At 35.1% G+C, this 23,134-nt stretch carries 16 protein-coding genes and 1 pseudogene; 6 read left to right on the forward strand and 11 right to left on the reverse strand.

Features of this window, described 5'->3' with window-relative positions; genetic code table 11:
- Window positions 1-123 precede the first annotated feature (123 nt).
- The 4 genes from XYLOR_RS09475 (at window position 124) to XYLOR_RS09490 (ending at window position 4,758) form a co-directional block, all read left to right on the forward strand.
- Entirely contained in the window at window positions 124-1,146 is a 1,023-nt protein-coding gene (locus XYLOR_RS09475) for a Rid family hydrolase (protein ID WP_036878839.1), read from the forward strand.
- A gap of 122 nt (window positions 1,147-1,268) precedes the next feature.
- Window positions 1,269-1,832 (forward strand): DUF4369 domain-containing protein, encoded by a 564-nt coding sequence (locus tag XYLOR_RS09480; protein ID WP_036878841.1) that lies wholly within the window; start codon window positions 1,269-1,271, stop codon window positions 1,830-1,832.
- The gene (locus XYLOR_RS09485; protein WP_036878843.1) at window positions 1,829-3,298 is read left to right on the forward strand and encodes a DUF6057 family protein; all 1,470 of its coding nucleotides are present in this window, start codon (window positions 1,829-1,831) and stop codon (window positions 3,296-3,298) included. Before XYLOR_RS09480 ends, XYLOR_RS09485 begins: the two co-directional genes overlap by 4 nt.
- Before the next feature lie 5 nt (window positions 3,299-3,303).
- Window positions 3,304-4,758: a TolB family protein gene (locus tag XYLOR_RS09490; protein ID WP_036878845.1), complete on the forward strand. Its 1,455-nt coding sequence runs from the start codon at window positions 3,304-3,306 to the stop codon at window positions 4,756-4,758.
- A gap of 414 nt (window positions 4,759-5,172) precedes the next feature.
- Here the strand turns inward: XYLOR_RS09490 and XYLOR_RS09495 are convergent, their stop codons facing one another.
- The 7 genes from XYLOR_RS09495 to XYLOR_RS09530 form a co-directional block, all read right to left on the reverse strand.
- Window positions 5,173-5,742: a YdeI/OmpD-associated family protein gene (locus XYLOR_RS09495; RefSeq protein ID WP_036878846.1), complete on the reverse strand. Its 570-nt coding sequence runs from the start codon at window positions 5,740-5,742 to the stop codon at window positions 5,173-5,175.
- Window positions 5,739-6,224 carry a cysteine hydrolase family protein gene (locus XYLOR_RS09500; RefSeq protein WP_036878848.1) on the reverse strand — a complete coding sequence of 162 codons (486 nt, stop codon included), beginning with the start codon at window positions 6,222-6,224 and terminating at the stop codon, window positions 5,739-5,741. Before XYLOR_RS09500 ends, XYLOR_RS09495 begins: the two co-directional genes overlap by 4 nt.
- Before the next feature lie 406 nt (window positions 6,225-6,630).
- Window positions 6,631-8,112: a TolB family protein gene (locus tag XYLOR_RS09510; RefSeq protein WP_051508960.1), complete on the reverse strand. Its 1,482-nt coding sequence runs from the start codon at window positions 8,110-8,112 to the stop codon at window positions 6,631-6,633.
- A gap of 2 nt (window positions 8,113-8,114) precedes the next feature.
- Window positions 8,115-9,881 carry a DUF6057 family protein gene (locus tag XYLOR_RS09515; protein ID WP_036878853.1) on the reverse strand — a complete coding sequence of 589 codons (1,767 nt, stop codon included), beginning with the start codon at window positions 9,879-9,881 and terminating at the stop codon, window positions 8,115-8,117.
- Window positions 9,882-9,954: 73 nt separating this feature from the next.
- A complete protein-coding gene (locus tag XYLOR_RS09520; protein ID WP_036880992.1) occupies window positions 9,955-10,782 on the reverse strand; it encodes a hypothetical protein in 828 nt (275 codons plus the stop codon).
- Window positions 10,783-10,819: 37 nt separating this feature from the next.
- Complete coding sequence (locus XYLOR_RS09525; RefSeq protein ID WP_036878855.1) at window positions 10,820-12,616, reverse strand: RagB/SusD family nutrient uptake outer membrane protein; 1,797 nt, start codon at window positions 12,614-12,616, stop codon at window positions 10,820-10,822.
- 12 nt (window positions 12,617-12,628) lie between these two features.
- On the reverse strand, window positions 12,629-15,862 hold the full coding sequence (locus XYLOR_RS09530) for a SusC/RagA family TonB-linked outer membrane protein (RefSeq protein WP_036878856.1): 3,234 nt from the start codon (window positions 15,860-15,862) through the stop codon (window positions 12,629-12,631).
- 485 nt (window positions 15,863-16,347) lie between these two features.
- Here XYLOR_RS09530 and XYLOR_RS09535 point away from each other — a divergent pair.
- Together XYLOR_RS09535 and XYLOR_RS09540 are read left to right on the forward strand one after the other, a co-directional pair.
- A pseudogene (locus XYLOR_RS09535) lies at window positions 16,348-17,121 on the forward strand (ABC transporter ATP-binding protein); the annotation flags it as partial.
- A 21-nt stretch (window positions 17,122-17,142) separates the two neighbouring features.
- On the forward strand, window positions 17,143-18,741 hold the full coding sequence (locus XYLOR_RS09540) for an RluA family pseudouridine synthase (RefSeq protein ID WP_084608588.1): 1,599 nt from the start codon (window positions 17,143-17,145) through the stop codon (window positions 18,739-18,741).
- Between the two features lie 9 nt (window positions 18,742-18,750).
- Here XYLOR_RS09540 and XYLOR_RS09545 read toward each other — a convergent pair whose 3' ends face one another.
- The 4 genes from XYLOR_RS09545 to XYLOR_RS09560 all read right to left on the reverse strand — a co-directional run bounded on the left by XYLOR_RS09545 (window position 18,751) and on the right by XYLOR_RS09560 (window position 23,124).
- Window positions 18,751-19,563 carry a pyridoxamine kinase gene (locus tag XYLOR_RS09545; protein ID WP_036878858.1) on the reverse strand — a complete coding sequence of 271 codons (813 nt, stop codon included), beginning with the start codon at window positions 19,561-19,563 and terminating at the stop codon, window positions 18,751-18,753.
- A gap of 87 nt (window positions 19,564-19,650) precedes the next feature.
- Window positions 19,651-20,673 carry an adenosylcobinamide-phosphate synthase CbiB gene (gene cbiB / locus XYLOR_RS09550; protein ID WP_084608589.1) on the reverse strand — a complete coding sequence of 341 codons (1,023 nt, stop codon included), beginning with the start codon at window positions 20,671-20,673 and terminating at the stop codon, window positions 19,651-19,653.
- Window positions 20,670-21,653, reverse strand: coding sequence for an aminotransferase class I/II-fold pyridoxal phosphate-dependent enzyme (locus XYLOR_RS09555; protein ID WP_036878859.1), 984 nt, complete (start codon window positions 21,651-21,653; stop codon window positions 20,670-20,672). Before XYLOR_RS09555 ends, cbiB begins: the two co-directional genes overlap by 4 nt.
- On the reverse strand, window positions 21,646-23,124 hold the full coding sequence (locus XYLOR_RS09560) for a cobyric acid synthase (RefSeq protein ID WP_084608590.1): 1,479 nt from the start codon (window positions 23,122-23,124) through the stop codon (window positions 21,646-21,648). Before XYLOR_RS09560 ends, XYLOR_RS09555 begins: the two co-directional genes overlap by 8 nt.
- Window positions 23,125-23,134: the final 10 nt, after the last annotated feature.

Genomic DNA, 23,134 nt, shown 5'->3' on the forward strand with positions numbered 1-23,134 from the left:
ATATATGTTTTATTAGCGATGTAAATATATACTCAAATCTAGGTATAATAGGATTTTTCTTTATAATATTCTACATAAATACCAAAGTAATATTGTATATTTGCAGACAAGAAATAAATTACCATGGATAAATATAAGATTATATCAGCCAACAATAAAGGGCTATTTTTAGAGAGGCTAGCTTGCCTTTATATGACCGTTGGAGATTTCGTAGATATGGAAAAACTAGAAGGCAGGAATCTCCAATATTGTAAAGTGTTTCTAAGTGATGCCCAAAACCAATATCAGGAATTAATAGAATCAGAACTATATATTGATATTATTTCAAAGGTTCCACACACTATAGTGGAACAAGCGCCATTGAACAGATCTAAAATATCTATTCTCATCAAGACCTCAGAAGCAAAGTGTCCTTTCATATTCAATAGTTTCAGATTAAAAGCTGAAGAATCAACAGGGATAGACACTTATACACAAACGCGTCTACTATTCGATAAGTATCTAAAATCCATTGAAGGTTCTGGTATGACTATGAACCAAAACTGTATACGTACTTGGATATATGTAAATGACATTGACAACAATTATGCTGATGTGGTAAATGCCCGTAACGATGTGTTTGCTAAATACGGTCTGACCTCTGATACTCATTATATAGCAAGTACGGGGATAGGTGGGCGTTCACAAATACGTGACGCTGCAGTTGCGATGGATTTTCTTACCTACCCCAGAATTGAAGAAAAGGATAAAAGATATCTTCAGGCACTTGATCATCTTAATCCAACTCACGAATATGGAGTTGCCTTTGAGAGGGGTATACGCATTCATACTGACAATACTGAAACATTTTTCATATCAGGGACCGCTAGCATAGATAAGAATGGAATGGTAATGTACAAAGGAGATGTGATAAGACAAACAGGAAGGTTACTTGAGAATATAGGAGCTCTGCTTAAAGATGGTGGTGCGACTATGAGAGATATTAACTACTTTATCATATACCTTAGAGACATTTCAGATTATGAATGTGTATCCACATTTATGGACGGTGTGTACAAAGACATTCCACATATAATAGTCGAAGCAAATGTCTGTCGCCCTGAATGGCTTATTGAAATGGAATGTGTGGCATCAAAAACAATATAATATCATAATTTGCAAACATAGTATCAGAGCATAAATTCAATTAATAAAAAGAGCCATATTTGCTTTGTTTTTTTATCTATTTATTTTATCTTTGCAACAATAATCTAAACTGAAAATACAAAATGAAAAAGGCATTTTTATTCTTTGCTTTGATACTAATTATATCCTGTGCAAACAACAATACAAATAAGTTTATAATCAACGGTACAGTTCCATCAAATAAGTATGATGGAGAGAAGGTATACCTAGTACCTGCCATTAACGATAATCCATCAAATGTTGATTCAACAATAATATCGAATGGCAAATTTACATTCGAAGGAGATACAGAAAGAGTAAGCATTATAAGGTTAAGGCCCATACTAAGGCTTAAATTACAAGAATTACTTGTTATTACAGAAAAAGGCATTATAACAGTAAAATTAGACACAAATAGTATTGGAAGTGGGACTCCTCAAAATAAATTAATGCAACAATGGAAAGATGCCATCATGAATAGTAATCTCTATTTTGCGAAAATGCAAAAAGCTAAAACAAAGGGCAAAAAGGGGACAGATCTTGAAAATGCAATAAATAAGGCAAATTCTGCAAAAGAATATGCAGATTCTATTACTTTAAGAATTATACATTCTGACAAGAAATCCACAATTAGTAAATTTATATCCAGTATGACAGGCAAGAAATGAAACATCTTAAATTAAATTCTAAAATAATAAATCCATATTACATAATTATAGTAATATTAGCTATCGTTTGCTATGTGTTTTTTCAAAACTACTATTCATACCATTTCTTTTATAAAGAACAGAATCAGATATTCTTGATGTCATGGAACTATGTAGCAGAATATTTTTCAAAGCCAGCCTGGGCAGCCTGCCTTATAGGTGATTTTCTAACCCAATTTTATTATTACTTATACGCTGGAGCCTTAATACTTACAATAGTTCTACTTACGATGGGAGATGTAATAAGAAGATCCCTTCAAAAAGCAGGATTAAGCACTAATATATCATTTATCATAGCAATTATAGCTATGATTCTGGAAATCATATGCCATTTCAAAGCTGAATTTCGTCTAGCTTCAACAATCGCGATAATAGGTGGAGCTACAATATTTTACTTAGTTAGCTTCATACCAAGAATAAATAAATGGAAGTTTCTAAATGAGATAGTAATAATAGTTTCTTCTGCAATATCGTATTGGATGTTCGGATATGGATGGATTATTTTCATTATTCTTGCAATTATTAGTGGATGGAAGCACACTAACATAAAAATTGCAATTATGAGATTCTGTTATATTCCGATATTTACGATTTGTATACATTTCACTCAAAATCTATACTTGCTAAATGATAATAATAACTTAACCTATCCCGGACTTGGAAAACTTAAAAAGCCTGAGATGGATTTAGAACGTTATCTTATGATTGACAATGAATATTATTTCGGCCATTATAACAAGGTGTTGATAGCATGTAGCAGAATGGATTCTATACCCGAACAAATTAGCTTTTTCTATAATCTAACCTTAGCCCACCAAGGATTGTTAGCTAATAGTTTTGACCTTGCTAATCCGACTAATCTAGGTACATTCTATCATATTGGTCCAAACACACCTCTAATAATTATCAAAATGATGAATGAGCTTTACTATACGCTCGGAGATATGACCCTAACAGAACGTGCTGCAATGATGGCAAATGTTTTTTCTGCAAATAATCGTAATGTAAGGATGATAAAAAGACTTGCTGAAGCTAATCTTGTAAACAATGATATACCTGCCGCAATGAAGTATCTGCGCATACTAGACAATACTATTGTATACAAAAAGTGGGCGGAAAAGCATACACCTGGAATGCAAACAGCTGAGGTAAAAATGGAGATAGCAAAAAAACGGCAATTCGTGAACAAAACTGATACGCTAAGACTGACAGACAACTGCCGTGAGGTGCTCTTAGAACTACTCCAGTCTAACTCCAAAAACGCCGTGGCTCTAGACTATCTGCTGTGTAGTGACTTGATGGCACATCAAATAGGAGTATTTATGGATGACTACAACAAATATTACGCGTTGCAGAAACGAAAAAACGAACCTCAGCTGTATCGTCAGGCAGTTGATTTCTACAACCAGAATAATCCTAATAAATAACGGATATGAAAAAAATATTATTTTTTCTCGCTGCAATATGCACAATTGTATCCTGCAAAGATTTACCTTTGATAGAGTCTAAAAATCCGGTGCCTATGTATCCCGACTATATGGATATAACTATTCCTGTAAATATTGCTCCTCTCAATTTTCTTTTACGCAACAATGCCAATGGTGTAAAGGTGATTGCCGGCGGCAAAGAACTATATAGCGGTGATGACAATAAGGTAACGTTTGATATGAGTTCCTGGAAAGGTTTTACCAAAGAAAACTCCGGAAAGACTGTAGACGTAAATGTAATTGCACGGGAAGGAGACAAATGGGTAGAATACAAATCCTTCAAATGGCAGATCGTAAAAGACAGCATAGACTCTTATCTCACTTACAGACTGATAGAACCGGATTACGAAATATTCAATAACCTGCAAATACACCAACGCTGCGTGGAGAACTTCGACGAGAGCGCTCTTTGTGACCATAATCTGGTCAACAACAGTTGTATGAACTGCCATATCGTTGGCAATCAGAACCCTAATCTCTCTATGATGTATGTAAGAGGCAAAAATGGAGGTGCAGTATTAAACCGCAATGGAGAACTCCGCAAACTTGATTTAAAGAAAGCCGGGATGATATCCTCTAGCGTCTATGCCGGATTCAATCATACAGGCCGTTATATTGTCTTTTCCACCAACATCATAATTCCAGCCTTCCATGCGCAAGGCAGCAAGAGACTAGAAGTCTTCGACAGCAAATCAGATGTTTACATAGCCGACTTAGATAAAAACGTTATATTCACGCAAAAGAATCTATGTGACTCTACTGTTTTGGAAACATTTCCAACTTTCTCACCAGATGGCAAATATATTTATTTTTGTTCAGCTAAAAGTGTAAAACTGCCTGAGGATATCAAAAAACTGAAGTATAGTTTGTGCCGTACTACTTTTAATGAAAACAATGGAAAAATAGGACAAAAGGTGGATACTATATTTAATGCTAATTCAAAGGGAGCACCATATAATAGCAGTAAGCGTTCTGTATGCCATCCAAGAGTATCTCCCGACGGGAAATACATACTCTATACAGTAGCCGATTATGGTACTTTCCCTATCTGGCACAGAGAGGCAGACTTACAGATGATGAATCTCAAGACCAGGCAAATAGATACTCTGGCTATCGTCAATTCCAACCGCTCTGACACATATCACAGTTGGTCGTCTAACAGCCATTGGTTCGTATTTGCAAGCAAGCGTGATGATGGTCTATATGGCAAACCATACTTTTGCTACATAGACCGCAATGGAAAAGCGCATAAGCCATTCGTTCTACCACAGAGCGACCCTAGTTTCTACGACCTCAACCTAAAATCGTTCAATATCCCAGAACTCAGCAGAGGTAAAATACCTTTTAATGCTGTGGATGTAAAGAGGTTAATGGATAAAAAATCAGAGAAATTTAAATAGCCCATTACTATTTATAAAAAAATAATGATTTCACCTCCCTCTGGTACAAAATAGCATAACGATCTGAATACAAGACTTTTATCTCCGGGGAAGTGAAAATTTCACCTCCCCGTTTTTATTTCATTACACCTGATAATATATCATCTTGCTTATTTTACTTGTAACTATAATCGTGATATATTGTTTGCAAGGCAAAATGGCAATATATCATACCATAAAAGCATACATATCACATGCTAAATCAACTTGACTTAAAGACCAATTCAAGTTAGATTGGTTACCAATCCAAGTTAGATTGATGACCAATTCAAATTAAATTAGTAAGTATTCTTATAGCTATAACATTGTTAGTGATTAACTATTGCAACACACTTGCAATAATAACAATTATTAGGTGCCGGAATTTTATTGTGATTAATAGTATTTTTCAATTCCGCCAAATCCTTTTATCATTTTATTATCTTCTACTTTATGGATAAAGTTGTTTAACCTCTTTTCAAATTCTTCCGGTCGTTTCCTTGCTGCTTCAATATATGCAATTCGAATACGTTTATATCCATCTGAAAAGTGTTGATAGTTTTCCCAGACTATTTCATTTTCTTTCAATCTATCAATTATATCATTAGGAAAAACAAAAGGAACAGACAAGATCTTTCGTATTTTATCCTCAAATTTAGAGTATATCATTTTATTTTCCAATAACCATTTAAGTCTTTCTTTATTGGCTTGGGAGTATCCGCTTTTAGGATTTCTAGGCGTGAAATGCTGAATTTTATGTTCTTGATCAAGCGATCTAACTGTACTGTCAATCCATTCGAAACAAAGGGCTTCTTCAACAGCATCGTTGTATGTAATACCTTTTTTGCCTGATGATTTATTAGGAAATACGAACCAAATTCCACCTTTGGCCTCAAAATTTGCGACGAGCCACTTTCTCCAATCTTCTCGATCTTCAAAATATTTTATTTCTGTCTCTGTTGTCATGATAGTTCATTCAAACTAATTATTTTACAGCCTTTACTTTCATAATAACGAATCATTTCGTCTATTTTCTTTTTATCATAACTCGTAATGCAATCTGATAAGACATTTACTGTATAATTTGCCTTAGTCAAGTTATAACAAGTTGACTTGACACAAGCAATCGCATCAGCTCCTGTTATGTAGAATTCATCTACTCCATTTTTATTAATAAAGTCTGCGAACTCCTCACTACTTAATGCGTTTCCTTTGTATTTTGTGAAAACATTTTTTGATACTATTTTCAAATCCGGAACTAATTCAGCTCCATGTGTATTATGTTTAAAAGTCCTTGTACCATCTGATAAATTTTCGTGTCTTATATAAACAACATAAACACCATTATCAACTGCCCAATCTATGGCTCTATTTATATTGTCAATTATTCCCTTATAATTCTTTGTTATATCATTTTGAATGTCAATTACTACTAATGCCTTTTTCATTTTTCTTACTTTTTATGTCCGTGTCTGACGATTTATGTTTCTAGCCATATGGTTAGTGAATGCAAGAAAGTTTCTTGTATATTATTTCCCAATTTTACTAGTTATGCTTTTTAGTCTATTCTCAACTTTAGGTACAAGTTTCATTCTATAAGTACAAAGATACAAAATTGTTGTATTAAAACCTTGTACAAACTCATTATTTTCCCAATAAAGTTTTCTTAGTCCATAATGATGAAAGTAAAAAGGTAAAAATGGGATCATGAGATGCTAACATATATGGAAAAACACCGGGGAGGTGAAATTTTCACCTCCCCGTATATATATCATTGATAATAAGATCATTATAATGATTTCACGTTCAGGGAGGTGAAACTAAAAAATAAAAAGTTTTTTATATGAAGGATATTTATTTTACATCCTTCACTTTAATTTTAGTTCTCTTATTAGACATTATTTCATTGCTAGCACTCCTTGCATCAAAATCTACGGGTGTCTTAGTAAAGTCAGGTATATTATATGAATACACAGATTCATCATAATACTCCCATGGATTCTCCTGCGGCAGTAAAAATGGCTTTGTAACGTTACCATTATCATCTATGCTTGCTAGATAAAGTCGTGTATACAGTCCATCCCCCCTACGACTACTAAAGACAAACCAATGAGAGTTCACATTCCAATTATGGAAGCTTTCCGTATTATTACTATTAACCTCTCTTATTGGCCCTATTTTCCCAGTCTTAAGATTAAGAATCCAAAGATCAGCTTCTCTATGCCAAATAGGGAAACAGCCATAATCAGACATAGTAAACATTATGTACTTACCATCATAAGAAGGACGAGGGAAAGCAATACTTTTACCCATCGCAGCAGCATTAACAATAGTATCAACCCTATTTCCGAATGTTCCTTTTTCAGGATCGAAAGTTATTTTGCATAGATTATACTTTATTTTCTTGTAATTATCAGGTATAATTTGAGCTTGTGATGAACAAAAATAAAGAGTATGACCATCTGGAGAAAATGCCGGATAAGTTTCGAAATGGTCTTTTGTCGCCAACAATGGAGATATCAAGACCTCATTTGTAGCCACTTTATATACCATAAGATCTGAAGCCTGATCGAAGACCTCTATGCGCTCATTCTTAACGCAATGGAAAGACTGATGAGTCTTATTGGTTGAATATGCGCAATATTTGCCGGATGGATGCCAATAAGGATATACACAGGAGCCCAATCCGCGTACCGTATCTATCTTTGTATTCAGCCATGTGCGCTTACCGTTCACCTGCACAAGAGTAGCACCATTAGCTCCACGTACATGAACTGTGAATTCCTTCGGGTCTGTGCGATTGGATGTGTGACAGTTGAGACAAGCGCCAGGTACTGCTGTATTCTCCAATATTGCAGATTCATCATAGTTGGACAAATTACGCTGATATATGCCCATCTTGCTATACACCTCATACCCAGGAGCTATCTTACGGTATGTCAGTCCGTACTCATTAATAGTATAAGGACTTATTGACATTGTAAAATCTTTATACTGAATCCACTTACCGTTTTTTTCCACACAAACAGTAAAAGTGAGCTTGCCGCCTTTATTCTGTTCTGTCAACTGGTGCCATTCATCTATATCGAATTTGGCAAAATCTCCGTTAGAATGGATTTCTCCCACTTTAGAACCATTCACTGCTACATCCATACATTCGATATGGCCATCCGCATAATTAAAATTCAAAGGTGCTATATCCACAGGTATAGTAACTCCTGCATAGTCAGGATATATCTTTGGCAACGAACCAACTTTTTTTGCATTCTCAGGTACTGATGTACAAGAAACTATCAATACCACATATGAGATAAACGCAATATATATTTTATTCATAATCACTTTTTCTTTTTCAGTAAATAATAACTCCAATAAGTCTGACCAAAATGTCCTTGGATCAAAGAAGGATCATTCGGATTACTAATATATGCACGCGCAAAATCAGTAACATCATTGGCAACTTCATTTGAAATTCCCCAAGGTATTCCATTAAAATCCTTATGACTTTGTGTCCATATATATACCAATGCCTCCTGATAACTGCGTGGAATATGGTCGAAATCTGTATATTTACCTAAAGGATAAAACTGAAGGAATTTCTGAAGATCGCGGTTCAATAGTTCACAACCCATCAAATACTCGAAAGCCATTTTATTCTTAAGATTCCGCGCAAAAAGTAATCCTAGCATCTGGTCCATTTCAGTATCACTATACAAAAAGTCTTTTGTATATCTATATCTACGCAACTTACCATATACTGGATCTGAGTTGATTTTCTTTTCATTATATAGATAAGTCATCATATTATTTGCCCAACCTTTGTAGAAAAGAGACTTCTGTAATATACGCAGATATTTTGCAGCCACAGCATACTGGCCATTGATCAGATTGGTTTCAGCTAATCGTTTTGTACATCTTCCACTCTTGCGGAAATTCGGTATAGCCTCTTGTGCCTCAAACATAAACCGTTGAGCAGTGTTTATCATACCCAAACGATAGAAAGCCTCACTTGTACAAAGAGGAGAAGTAAAGTCTCTCTGAAATGAAGGCAGTAAACCCTCTGCGCCATTCTGATAGAAATCAAACATTCTATCCCCTATTACGTCTTTTTCAGCAAGTGCAAGGTTCACGCTTGCCACCCCCATAGGGGTACTTGGCTGATGCCTCTCAGCCTTACTTATTATCTTGTCCCACTGTTCATAACGAACAAGATAGTCATAATCAATAAGTTCATACTTTAATGGATTGAATCCTATTCGTAAACCGAAGAAGCCCAATAATACTGTTACAGTAATGCACACGGTTACCCTCAATGTTTTGTGTCTTTCTGAATGTGGCAATAAGCTCACAAGTAAAGGAAAAATAATCAAAACAATCATTGTCACAATCTGCATATCAGGAATTGTCACCGGAAATCTATAATAATTGATACCACCAAAAATACGGAACATAGGATACTGTATTAAAGTGGATACGAATAACATCCAAGCCAACGTATAAACCACTGTACAAAATGAATATCCAACGGCACTAATTTTTAATCTTTCACTTTTTATAATATTAATAATTGCAAAAACGACAAAGATTAAGACAGTAGAGCCAAACAGCCAATAAAAAGATGGAATAATTAATAGCAAATAAATCAAACCATATATTTTATGATCCTCTAACTTTATATATCCCCAACAAATAATAAGGGATACTAAACATGCTAATGCAAATGAAAGCAATACATTCTCATCGCCCATATATACCCAAAGGAATAAAGCAGGGATAAAACTCGCAACATAATATTCATCAACAGCACCTTCATGTTTTGCTATTACCCATGACATCCGTTGTATAAAGACCAATATGATGGCAAGGATACAAGCACCAATACACGTTATATAATAGAATTGTGTAAGGAATTCTGCAATATAATCTGCCAATCCTCCAGGCACGATAATACGTTCCATAAAATAGTTACCATCAAATAAGAATAATTGAAATTGTTCTTGATATGAAAGGTAACAAGGATATAAAACGTCCCAAAATATAAATACAGCCACTCCAAAAAAGACTGACAATATAAATTCCCAATATTTGCTAATAAATGTTTTCATTAAGTATTGTTATTAAATCGCCTCGTCTGCAAAGATAAGCAAACGAGGCGATATATCAAAAGTAATCTAAAGATTATTGCTTCTTAAAATTCCAGAACCATGCAGTTCCCCAATCGCCAGCTCCTGGTTCAGGAGCACAAAGACGTAAAGAATTACCATCTGCCTTTAATATCTGATAAACATATTGGCGTGCATTCCCTTTATTATGCTGTACACCTAATAATGGAATTGTGCCAGAGAAAGTCAAGGTTCCTATATCCCAACCAGCCTTTACTACATTTTCAGTTGCAACTACAGAACCGTTTTCTCCACGACTGGTAGTTACGCCAGCCAAACTCAGCGTAAACCATCCATTAGAGCCATCCTGAGGAAGATTTATACCTGTCGCCTGTTCATCTATTCCAGATGCTTTAACGACCCACCAACCAGGACCTGTATTTTCAAGGTATCCACCATTTCCCCAAACGCCATCAGAGGCTGTAGTGTCCCAAGACCATTTAGTTGTACCCAAATCATCTCCAAATAATTTATAATAAATACTTGGAAGATCTGTATAATTTGTAACTGTTATTGATTTTGATGACGATTTAACAACTGTACCATCAGGATTAATTGCCTCAACATAAAAACTTGGGGCAGTATTAGGTGGAACAACTTGTACGACAGGTGCTGTACCTTCGTTTAGGAGCTTTTGGGTATTTGAATCAAATACTTTTATATAACGAGCAGGACTCGTTACAAAAGTTATATTATTATTTCCCGCACTCTTTGGTTTCAATTGCAATTCACTTGTAAGTTCATCTGCAGTAACATTGGAACCGGGTCCATTATTGTCACTTATTGGATCACATGCTACAAAAAGCAATGCCAATAATGGAGTCGCAAATATTATTTTTTTCATACTTAATAGTCTTTTAATATTAAACCTTTTGGACAATTTATTTCCAACCATTATATTCACTGCTAGCATCTGAAAAACCTGCATTCTGAGAAAGCGTTCCGTTGCTTAATGAAATTTGATTCTCTGGAATTTTTTGGAATCCGGCTGTAGCATTATACCTAGCAGCATATCCACCATTATGAGGAGTATTTTTATCATCTGCTCCACCAAAATAAATCGGTTGGTTGGTTTGCTTTTCTAGAGCTGCTGCTGCTATATGCCATCTACGAATATCATTCCAACGAGTTCCTTCAAAAGCAAGTTCCCACCTACGCTCATTTTGCAAAGCTGATAACGAATAGGATGAAATAGGATCTAATCCTGCTCGTGCTCTAACTTTATTAATACCGCTAACATTTTCTTCCAACTCAGATTGCATTAGCAAAGCATCAGCGAACCTAAGAAGTACAAGATCATGTATATTGCCTGTCTGCATAGGATTATTATTAATCCAGTTATCTACGCCATACATTGAAAGTTCAAATACAGGAAGATATGGATTCTTGTCAAGATCATAGCCCTTCAAGCCACCAGGATTCTTGCAAGAAATTGGACTTTGCTTTTTCTCAAAATAATCTGTTTCTTGAACAAAATCAGCCCAACTAGCTGCACCTTTTTTATATGCTGGCATATCGCTCGTTTTCTCTATTGATGCTTTAAGACGTATATCCTTTCCATTAGGATCTGCTGAATGCCAGTCATTAACCAAGTTTGGTGCTACCGGTCCGGCTCCCCATCCTTGGCCAAAAGGGAAAGTATTTGCATAATCCTGACCACCACGAACTCCAAAATGTAACGCATAACCATTTCCGTACCCAATAGTTGTACTCCAAGAGGCTAGTTTATTAAACTTTATAGCGAACATAGACTCTGGATTAACCGCATTATCATTTTCGACCCATTTTAAGCCTTGACCCTTTGTATAAGGATAATCTTCGACAGTACATTTATTTGTATACGCCCATAGATTTCGATAATCAGGAACTAGGCTATAACCTGAACTATTAACACAATCATCTATGCATTTTATAACATCTTCTTTTTTAAGAGTTGTCCCATTAGGTAAAGTAACAGAAGTCAGTGGAGTATAAGTTGTGCTCGTCAAACCCGAAAGTTCTTCTCCATTGCAATAGAATCCTGTATAGAACAACCATGCGCGACATAACATAGCTTCTGCACAATATTTATCAACATGGCCATCGCTATGTCTTACAGCTGGCATTGTTGTAGAAGCATCATACAGATCTTGTAAAATCTGTCCCCAAATAACCGCTGCTGTTGGAGGAGTTGGATCACTTGGAGCTACAGGAGTTGTTACCAAAGGAACGCGTCCATACATAGATGCCAATTCATAATAATAAAAAGCTCTCATAAATTTAGCCTCTCCTAAAGTTTGAGCCTTAATTGTAGGGTCCATATTGACATTACCAAGAGCTTCAATTAAAGTATTAGCACGGTTGATTCCTTGATAACGTGCTTTCCAGAAATCTTGAGTCATATTTGCCTGGTAATTGCACATAAGGTCCATTGCCTGCATCAACTTATCATTTGCACCGCCTCCACCTAAGTTATCATCACTTGCTAACATAGATAAATAATAAAATGATTCTTGAGGAGAAGCACTTACTGCATTCAAATTTTCATATATTGCGGCAAGCGCTTGATTTGCATCATTAGAATTCACAGGGAAATTCGTGGTATCCTTCTCCGTCAAACTTAGAGAATCCAAATCACACGAAACGAATCCGGTTATTACAGCTAAAGCTGCACCTATTAAATATATTCTCTTTTTCATTGTGTTCTTTTTTTAGAATTTAACATTAACACCGAACATATAAGTACGAGGTTGTGGATAGTTACCAACATCTACACCAGTAACCCATGGTTCATTGCTGTTAAGAGCCATTCCGTTCTCAGGATCCATACCTTTATAACCTGTAATAGTAAATAGATTTTGTGCAGCAAAATATATACGCAATTGCTCAAATGGACATTCTTTCCATATCTTTTTAAAATCATATCCTACTGTTAAATTCTGAAGACGGAAATAGCTTGCATTCTCTATATAAATATCAGATATATTCTGCCAGTTTGCGCCTCTATTACCAGGAGCGAGCAATGGATACTTATCAGATGTACCTTCTCCATGCCAATAGTCATAAACTTCTGTAGTATAGTTTTCATACTGACCATCAGTAAACTTACGCCATGAACGAGCTACTTTTTGTCCAAAAGCTCCATATGTTGTAACTGAAATATCAAAACCTTTATATGCTGCATTAAGAGAGAATCCCATTGTAACCTTTGGATGAGGATTACCTATATCTGTTTTATCTTTTGAATCAATAACACCATCACCATTAGTATCTACGAATTTAAGATCACCAGGCTTAATTGATTGTCCCTGTAAGGAATTTGATGCTTTCCCTCCACAATTTTTATCTAGATAAGCCTGTACATCAGCAAGGTTCTGCATAACTCCTTCTGTCTTATAACCATAGAAACATCCAATTGGATGTCCTTCCCACATACGTGAAAGAAATCCTACACCTTGGGCGAGTAAATCATTTCCTCCTTCTATATAATCAGAACCTGCATCTACTTGAGTAACCTTATTCTTATTATAGGCCATATTCCAATTAACTCCATAAGTGAAGTCTTTACCTATTTTATCATTCCAATTAAGCGCAAGTTCTATACCCGTATTTTTTACTGTTCCGGCATTTCTATACGCTGAACCAAAGCCTGTTATTGCATTTGCTTGAGCTGAGATCAACAAATCTTTTGTCTTTTTATTATACCAATCAAATGTCAAGCCAAGCCTACCATCAAGAAATCTGGAATCAAAACCAAAGTCAAGTTGTTCTGAAGTCTCCCATTTAAGATCAGGATTAGGCAAACGATTGGGATAGCCTCCAGTTGTACCAGCATCTTTCTGATTATTGAAAGAATATAAACCAAAATCGCCAAAGTCATAACCAGCTCTCCACTGTGAATTAGGAATATTATCATTACCATTTTGTCCCCAACCAGCACGAATTTTCAAAAAAGACAACCAGTTTGAAGTACCTTTCAAGAATTTTTCATTTGAGACAACCCATCCTGCTGAAACAGATGGGAAATAGCCCCATTGGTGACCACTCGCAAATTTAGATGAACCATCTGCACGTATTATTGCAGTAAGCATGTATGTCTCGTTATAATCGTAATTTAAACGTCCAAAGTAAGACATTTTGCTTCCAAAATCGGCAGGATAACCATCAACCAAAGCTGATGCTGTTCTTTGTGTATTATGCAAATATGCATGTTCAAAATCACTAAATGTACTATTATATCCTGTAGCGTTTACAGATTCACCATAATCTGGCCTTGACTTTGAGTACTCTGTACCAGCTAATAAATCAAAGTGATGACTGGAAACTGCAAATTTATAATTTATTGTATTTGTAAGATTCCAGCTCCATCCCAAAGATACATTATCTATTGTTTTATCTGTTGCATTACTATCTCCTTGATCATTCAATTTATAAACAGGTAAATAACAACGATAAGAACTTGAATATTGTTTATAACCAATCTGTCCTCTATAAACAAGATTCTTAATTGGTTGTATTTCCATATAACCGATAGCACTTAAATTAAAGTTTTTGCTTTTGTTATTCCCTGCCTGGTTATAAATCATATTTGCTATAGGATTACTAGAATATGAGTTAAATCCAAACCAACCAGAAGACGACAGATCATTATATCCAAAATAGTCTCCATTACTATTATATTCTGGAATACAAGGATTTGCACGGAGCATATTAGAAAGATTATTAGAATACTGGTTTCCTATTTGGATTCCCTGATTTTGCTTATGCTGGTAATAAATATTCTCGCCAAACTTAATTATATCAAGATTTCCTACACGATAAATAACATGATCTGAATTCAATCTGAATGTTAAACGACGGAAATCGGATTTAACAGGACCTCCAAAGACACCATCTTGATATTGATAACCAATACCTGTAGAAAACTTTGAAAATTCATTACCTCCTGTTATATTTATTGCATGGTCTGTAACTATGGCATTTTTATTTCGGATTGCGTCAACCCAATCTGTACCAGAATTTGTTCCATTTTTATATGCCGACAATAAATCAGCACTCATAAACTTAGACCAATCATAAACACTACCACCGGCATTGAAAGACACTTGATCTTGAATGTCCATATATTGCTTTGCTGTAAGCATTTGCGGCTTTTTATAGACATTCTGCCAACCTATATTTGCATCATATGAGACCTGCGTTTTTCCAACTTTTCCTTGCTTAGTTGTAATAAGGATCACACCATTAGCGGCAGCTGAACCGTATATTGCACAAGAAGCTGCATCCTTCAACACATCAATACGTTCAATATCCGCAGGATTTAGCGAATTGATATCACCTCCAGAAACTCCATCAATTACATAAATAGGAGCTGTTGCACCATTAGTACCTGCACCACGAATACTAATTTTATATCCATCACCAGGCTGTCCTGATATTGCTTGAATATTAACGCCAGGAGATTGACTTTGCAAAGCTCCAAGTACCTGAGTCGTGTTTAGTTTCTGTATATCCTCACCTTTTACTTCAACAGTAGCACCAGTAACAAGCTTTTTTTTCTGGACACCATAACCAACAACAACAACTTCATCAAGAGACTTACTATCCTCTTTCATCAGAATTTTTATTGTAGAATTATTGCCTACAACTACCTGCTGCGTTTTGTAACCAACATAAGATACAACGAGAGTTGCACCAGGTTTTACATTAAGAGAGAAATTTCCATCAAGATCTGTAACCGTACCGTTACTTGTTCCTTTTTCCATAATACTGGCACCGATAACAGGTCCGGATGCGTCAACAACCGCACCTTGTACCTTTTTGGACTGCTGAACTGCTGCTTCAGAGACATTAGATGAAACAGCGAACGTCTGTGAAGGGTAAGTCAAACCCAGAGCAGAACAAGCACCCATCATTAGCACTGTTTTTCTTAAATTTAAGTTCATACTTTAGTATTTTTTTAGGTTAATGTTTAAACATTTTGATTTAAATGATGAGAAGCTGACATATAGCCAGCTCTTTTTCGTATTTTAAATTTAAAATACGGAATTAGTCTCAATAAGTCATGCTGTGTTATTTATCATGCTATAATTTTTAATTAGGTCAATTATCTATTCTTTTCTTATTATTAGATTTATTTAGATTTCGAATGCAAAGATAAGTCAATTGCACAAATTTATATAATACTTTCTTTGCAAATACACATACTTTTTTTGCAAAATACTATTTTTTTTTGCAAAAAGCCCTATTTTAGGCTATATAGCGTATTTTTTACACTTTATTTTACATATTTTTAAAGAACACAAAAACACCAATTTAGAAAATTATACATAATTAAGTGTATTTTTGATACCAATCATGAATAAAATGATTATTTTTGCAAACAATAAAGTATCAATTATATTAATATAATACAAGGTATATTTAAGACATGGTTACAATTGAACTAAAAAATTTATGTATTGGATATAAAAATGACAAAACCTGCATTAATATTGTTGCAGATAATATAAATGCGAAAATTCATAGTGGAGAGCTTACTTGTCTGCTTGGAGCCAATGGTGTAGGCAAATCAACCCTCTTGAGAACATTATCTGGTTTTCAGCCAAAGATAAGTGGTGATATTTTTATAAAAGATATTGAAATTAATAAGATAACAGACAAACAGTTAGCTAAAACGGTAGGAGTAGTCTTAACAGAGAAGCCGGATCTATCCAATATTACAGCTAAAGAACTTGTAGGCATGGGGCGCAGCCCATATACAGATTTCTGGGGTTCTATTTCTGAAGAAGATAATAAGATAATTGAAGACGCGATGAATACTGTAGGTATTAAGCATCTGGAAGACAGAATGATTCAGACTTTGAGCGACGGAGAGAGACAAAAGGTAATGATAGCAAAAGCATTGTCTCAACAGACACCTATAATCTTTCTTGATGAACCGACGGCATTCCTTGACTTTCCTAGCAAAATAGAAATAATGCAATTGCTTAGAAAATTATGTAGAGATTCAGGAAAAACAATTTTTCTATCAACACATGATCTTGAAATTGCCCTACAGATAGCAGATACAGTATGGCTAATGAACAGAAAAAGGGAAGTAAGCATAGGTACGCCAAAACAATTATCTGAAAATGGAGAATTAAGCAGATATGTTGAACGAAAGGGAATCTTATTTGATAAAGATACAATGAAAATTAAAATATTAAAGGACTAATATCGCCATATGACTTTTCATCCGCTTCATACAGTAATCGAAAGACCTAAAAAATTTACATACCCTTTTTTCTACGTGCCACATCCTTTATGCATAATGGCTGCAAAAGAAGTGCAAACATATATTGAATCTAAAGATATATGGAAAGAAGAACTTAACAATGGTAAAATGTTCGGTGTTCTTGTTGTCGAAAATAAAGATGGGAAATTGGGCTACTATGCGGCATATTCAGGAATATTATTAGGTAGAAATGATTGGGATTTTTTTGTGCCACCAATATACGATTTACTTAATCCTGAGGGTTATTTCAAAATTCATGAAGCAGAAATATCATATATCAATAAAAAGATTGATAATATAGAAAGATCAGCATTACGTCTATCACTTGCCAAAGAAATAAAGAAGCTGAAAGAAAAATCGAATTCTGAAATATCTGAATATCGCGAAAAGATGAAAGAGGCGAAAATTCACCGCGACAAACTACGGTCATCATTATTTGAAGATGATTCGCTGATAAAAGAGAGCCAGTTTATGAAGGCTGAATTAAAAAGATTGAAGAAAAGACTATCAGATAGTTTATCATCAAAAGAAGAAGATCTGAGCAAGATAGACGCATCTATATCTAAGTTGAAAAAAGAACGGAAAGAAAAGTCTGACGCATTACAACATTGGCTATTTTCTCAATTTAAAATTTTAAACGCGAAAGGTGAACAAAGAGACCTCTGTAGTATTTTCGCAGAAACAGTACATAAAAATCCGCCGGCAGGCGCGGGAGAATGCTGTGCGCCGAAACTATTGCAGCATGCATACATAAATCATGCAAAACCAATCTGCATGGCTGAATTCTGGTGGGGTAAATCACCAAAGACTGAAATTAGGCATCATCTTAATTATTATCCTGCATGCCAAGGGAAATGTAAGCCTATACTTAGCCATGCAATGCAAGGGCTTATTGTAGATAAAAATCCACTTGACTCTTATACAGAGCGAAATCTAGATACTTTGTATGAAGATAAATGGCTCGCGGTAATAAATAAGCCTGCCGGAATGCTTTCAGTTCCGGGTAAAGGGGATCTTCCTTCTGTAAAATCAATCGCAATGAAAATGTTCGACATTGAAAAAGATTGCCCTGTAATAGTACATAGATTAGATATGGCCACCTCTGGCATAATGATAATTGCAAAAACAAAGATAGTATATCAAAACATACAAGCTCAATTTAAAAATCATAGAATTCGCAAAATATATATAGCCATACTGGATGGAATAGTAACAAATCAGAAAGGCACTATATCATTGCCAATGCGTCCTGACTACCTAGATCGCCCAAGACAAGTTGTAGATATAAATGGTAAGCCTGCCCTAACAGATTACCAAGTAATAAGCGTTAAAAATGGGCATACCAAAATAAAGCTTTGTCCACATACAGGTAGAACGCATCAATTAAGAGTACATTGCGCTCACAAAGACGGACTTGACACTCCTATACTTGGAGATACACTTTATGGAAAGGAAGATAAAAGATTATTCTTACACGCTAAAGAAATATATTTCAGACATCCAATTACCGGCGTAGAAATACACATAGAAAAGAAAGAAGATTTCTAAGCGTACCATCTACAATATATCTAGACATTTCTCAATAGGTATACCTTGATTTTTGTCTTCGTTGTCTTTATATCTACATATCATGCTACTTACTGCATCCATAGCTATACGCGTACTGTTTTTCAAAGCATCACCTTTAAGTAGATGACCTATAAGCACTGCTGAAAAGATATCTCCTGTTCCAGGATAATGAACAGGAATCTCTGTATATGGCAGTTTGAAGTATTCACCATCAAAATTATTGTATCCTACTACATTATTTTGGCCATCTACTTTTATACTTGTTATAAGAACAGATTTGCTTCCTATAGCACGCAACTTATCTAAAAGAATCTTAGCCTCATCATAAGATACACCATCTTTACGAAATTCAATCCCGGCAAGTAATGTAGCTTCTGTATAATTAGGCATAACCAGATTGGCAACAGCTACCATCTCACGCATTCTATTTACAGCCTCATTGGTAACGCCATTATATAGTTTTCCTTCATCACCCATTATTGGATCTACAAATATAATCGTGCCGCTAGCAGACTGCTCTCTACAATAGTCAGATACAATACGGGCTTGTTCTTCAGAAATAATAAAGCCTGTAGCTATAGCATCAAAAGTGAAGCCTAATTGTTTCCATACAGGAAAGACTCCTTTTATATATTCGGTTGTCTCTAATATATTGAATTTGCCATAGTCTAATGTATTAGATACTAAAGCCGTTGGGAGGTTATACACTGAATGTCCAAAATATGATACTATAGGAAGCATTGCAGCAGTAGCAACTTTCCCATAACCTGCCATATCATTTATAAGAAGTATTTTACTCATTTAATTATGCCATTGAATACAATATCTGCAAAGGTAAACAATATTTTCATATTTAATATAAAAATGATACATTTATCAGTTATTTACCTAGGAAAATGAGTTTAGTAAAGAATGGAGTAGAATCACTGACATTATCATAATTGCTTCAGCAACTCTATTTATCTTTACAGCCTTTTTCATATCTATTGTAGACAGCTGCCTGTCATTATAGCCAATAAAAGGTTTATGGAAGTACTCTCCAAAATAATAATGAGGGCCACCAAACTGGCAATCTAATATACCAGCAAGAGCTGATTCCGGATATCCACTATTGGGACTGGCATGATTACGTCCATATCTTTTTATAAACTTTATAGTATAAATTATAGATCTTTTGTTAATTATAGTACCAACCAATGCCATCAGGCAAGCAGTGAGCCTTGCTGGAATATAATTTGCGACATCATCCATATGCGCAGCAAAGCATCCAAACTCCTTATAACGTATTGTACGATAACCGATCATCGAATCAAGTGTGTTTATCATTTTATATGCTAGCATTCCTGATACACCTAATATAAGATACCAAAAAAGAGGAGCAATTACTCCATCACTAAGATTTTCAGCCAACGTTTCTAACGCAGCCTTACGAACTTCCTGAGCTGACAAATTAGATGTATCTCTACCTACAATACGTGATACCTGAGATCGCCCTTCATCTAACGAACGGTCTAATGCAAAAAAGACATTTCGTACCTCACGAATAAGCGTTGTACCGGCAAGGCAACTGAAAATTATCAGCGTTTCGACAACAATATCAACGTATGGCTTTTTAAAGAAGTATTTATTACATATGTAAACAAGTAGACTTATAAGTATATATACCAGTACGACTAATATAGCTGCCATAAAAGCGCCCTTTATTTTTCTGTATCGCCCTTTATTCAAACATTTATTACCAAAAGAAATGATCTTGCCGAATAAAACGACTGGATGTGGGAACCATATCGGGTCACCAAATACTAAATCTAATAACCATGCAAATATTAGTGGAAAATTTATAGAAAACACAGGAACCAGTATTATTTTAAAACATTTAATATTAGAACATATTATATCAAATAAGTTCATCTCAAATAATCTTTAATTGCCTTAACAAGTTTATCATTCTCTTTGGCACGTTGCGCAGCCACACGGAAGAATCGGTTGTTAAGTTCCTTGAAGTTAGACGCATCTCTTATAAGCATACCGTATTTCTCTATTAAGAAATTTTTCAGTTCATCGGCTCTACCCTTTTTCAATTCTGCAAGCATAAATGTAGTATTTGTAGGATGTACATCAATATAACCTGTTTCAACGAGCATTGATCTTAATCTCATAGCCTCAGACATGTAGACATCTATATCAGGATAATTGGGTATATCATTATCAAGGAGATAACTGCAGGCCTCAATAGCGATAGCATTTATTGACCATGGTTGCTGATATTCTCTTAATTTTTCTATTATACCATTGATAGCTGTAACATAACCTATTCTCAGTCCAGGGATACAGTATCTTTTTGTAAACGAATGCAAAAGTATAAGATTCGGATATTTCAATACTTCCTTAGAATTGAAAAGTGGTAATGTTGTATAATCTTCATAAGCCTGATCTATAATGAATATATGATCAGGATTCACCTTTAAGGTTTCTTCTAACTGTTCTTTAGGTATAACATCACCAGTTGGGTTATTAGGATTACATATCCAATGTATGCTAGCCTTATCCGAAAAAATATGCCCATTAACTATGCATGCACTCTCATATTCACTGAAAGTAGGCTGATGAATACACGACTTGGCACCTCTATACATTTGTGCAATATGATAAATAGCCTCTGTTGAACCGTTAGTTATCATAACGCATTCACGTGGCAAACTTAATCTTTTGGACAATTTCTCTTCAAGAGCTATAGGTTGTGGCTCCGGATAATTTGCAATAACATCTAAGTATTCTGAAATATGATGTTTCAGACCTTCCAGATCTGCATAAGCAAAAATATTACTGCTAAAGTTTATTTTCACCTTATTACCATACTTATATATATCATCGCCATGCCCGTCATTCATTGTATTCGAATATTTTATATATCAAATCCATATCTACATTTGCACGTACATGATCTGCCAACTTATTGTATTGTATCTCTTTAAAATCTTTGTAATCTGTAAAACTATCTGTACTATTCAATTTATCAGAAAATGGCGAAAGGATGAAATCTATAAATGGTCTATTATCTAATATTCCATGTATATATGTTCCCATGCACTTTTTATTTTTATAATAGCCATCTTTTCTACCGTCTGCAAATTTATTCAAAGGTGAATTTTCAGTGCCAGTAACAGGAACTGTTATACCCATGTGAATCTCATAGCCTTCCATTTTATTCGTCGTATTATCACCTACAGCCAACGAGAAGACATCACAAGTTGTAAGTTTTTCGTTAGTTATGGTTGTCTCTACAGGAAGAATATTAAGTCCGGGAATATGTCCGACATTGCCTTCTATACATTCAGGATCTGATATTTCGGTGCCCAACATCTGATAACCACCACATATACCGATTATTGAGGTGCCGTCATTATATGCTTTTATAATAGCTACCGCTAAACCATTTCTACGCAGTTCACACAGATCAGCTATAGTGCTTTTGCTTCCAGGCAATATTATGATATCAGCATTTTGCAGATCTTCTGTATTATTTGTATAAAAAAGATTTACACGGGAATCTTGTTCCAACGCATTGAAATCTGTAAAATTACTTAAATGTGAAACCAATATTACAGCTATATTTATTTTGCCGTGTTCCAAATTCCGAGATTTTAATGCTAAATCAACGCTATCTTCTTCATCAATGTGTATGTCTTTATAATAAGGTACGACACCGACGACTGGAACTTTACATATATCTTCCATCATTTTTTTACCAGACTCAAAAAGCCTAAGATCACCACGAAATTTATTAATAAGTATACCCTTGATGTATTTCCGTTCTTCAGGTGGTAAGAGAGCCAACGAACCATAAGCGCTAGCAAAAACGCCCCCTCGATCTATATCTGCTACCAATATCACACCGGCATCAGAATGTACAGCCACAGACATATTAACGATATCACGATCTCGAAGATTTATTTCAGATATGCTACCTGCACCTTCAATTACAATTGGACTATAACGTTCTGAAAGTCTATCAAAAGCAGCATAGGCCTCTTTACGCAACATATCATTATTATCTTCACTGAAATAGTCATAGGCGTCTTTATTCCCCGTAGGACGACCATTAAGAACAATCTGGCTGGTATGATCAGATTGGGGCTTAAGTAGAATAGGATTCATATCACTTAGGCATGGTATGCCTGCAGCCTCAGCCTGGACAGCCTGAGCACGTCCAAGTTCCAGTCCGTCGGATGTTACAAAAGAATTGAGTGCCATATTCTGCGCCTTAAACGGAGCTGGAGAATACCCGTCCTGCTTAAGTATACGACAAAAAGCCGCAGCAATAACACTTTTGCCAACGTCACTGCCTGTACCGGCAAACATTATAGGTTTA

The organism is Xylanibacter oryzae DSM 17970, from assembly GCF_000585355.1.
Lineage (GTDB): Bacteria > Bacteroidota > Bacteroidia > Bacteroidales > Bacteroidaceae > Prevotella > Prevotella oryzae.

What these genes read in the sequence shown, in the direction of transcription:
- XYLOR_RS09495 (WP_036878846.1), bottom strand. Translation starts at nt 5,742, where the DNA reads ATGACAACAGAGACAGAAATAAAATATTTTGAAGATCGAGAAGATTGG.
- XYLOR_RS09510 (WP_051508960.1), bottom strand. Translation starts at nt 8,112, where the DNA reads ATGAATAAAATATATATTGCGTTTATCTCATATGTGGTATTGATAGTT.
- XYLOR_RS09540 (WP_084608588.1), top strand. Translation starts at nt 17,143, where the DNA reads ATGACTTTTCATCCGCTTCATACAGTAATCGAAAGACCTAAAAAATTT.
- XYLOR_RS09555 (WP_036878859.1), bottom strand. Translation starts at nt 21,653, where the DNA reads ATGAATGACGGGCATGGCGATGATATATATAAGTATGGTAATAAGGTG.
- XYLOR_RS09500 (WP_036878848.1), bottom strand. Translation starts at nt 6,224, where the DNA reads ATGAAAAAGGCATTAGTAGTAATTGACATTCAAAATGATATAACAAAG.
- XYLOR_RS09480 (WP_036878841.1), top strand. Translation starts at nt 1,269, where the DNA reads ATGAAAAAGGCATTTTTATTCTTTGCTTTGATACTAATTATATCCTGT.
- XYLOR_RS09520 (WP_036880992.1), bottom strand. Translation starts at nt 10,782, where the DNA reads ATGAAAAAAATAATATTTGCGACTCCATTATTGGCATTGCTTTTTGTA.
- XYLOR_RS09545 (WP_036878858.1), bottom strand. Translation starts at nt 19,563, where the DNA reads ATGAGTAAAATACTTCTTATAAATGATATGGCAGGTTATGGGAAAGTT.
- XYLOR_RS09485 (WP_036878843.1), top strand. Translation starts at nt 1,829, where the DNA reads ATGAAACATCTTAAATTAAATTCTAAAATAATAAATCCATATTACATA.
- XYLOR_RS09490 (WP_036878845.1), top strand. Translation starts at nt 3,304, where the DNA reads ATGAAAAAAATATTATTTTTTCTCGCTGCAATATGCACAATTGTATCC.
- XYLOR_RS09530 (WP_036878856.1), bottom strand. Translation starts at nt 15,862, where the DNA reads ATGAACTTAAATTTAAGAAAAACAGTGCTAATGATGGGTGCTTGTTCT.
- cbiB (WP_084608589.1), bottom strand. Translation starts at nt 20,673, where the DNA reads ATGAACTTATTTGATATAATATGTTCTAATATTAAATGTTTTAAAATA.
- XYLOR_RS09475 (WP_036878839.1), top strand. Translation starts at nt 124, where the DNA reads ATGGATAAATATAAGATTATATCAGCCAACAATAAAGGGCTATTTTTA.
- XYLOR_RS09515 (WP_036878853.1), bottom strand. Translation starts at nt 9,881, where the DNA reads ATGAAAACATTTATTAGCAAATATTGGGAATTTATATTGTCAGTCTTT.
- XYLOR_RS09525 (WP_036878855.1), bottom strand. Translation starts at nt 12,616, where the DNA reads ATGAAAAAGAGAATATATTTAATAGGTGCAGCTTTAGCTGTAATAACC.
- XYLOR_RS09560 (WP_084608590.1), bottom strand. Translation starts at nt 23,124, where the DNA reads ATGTTTGCCGGTACAGGCAGTGACGTTGGCAAAAGTGTTATTGCTGCG.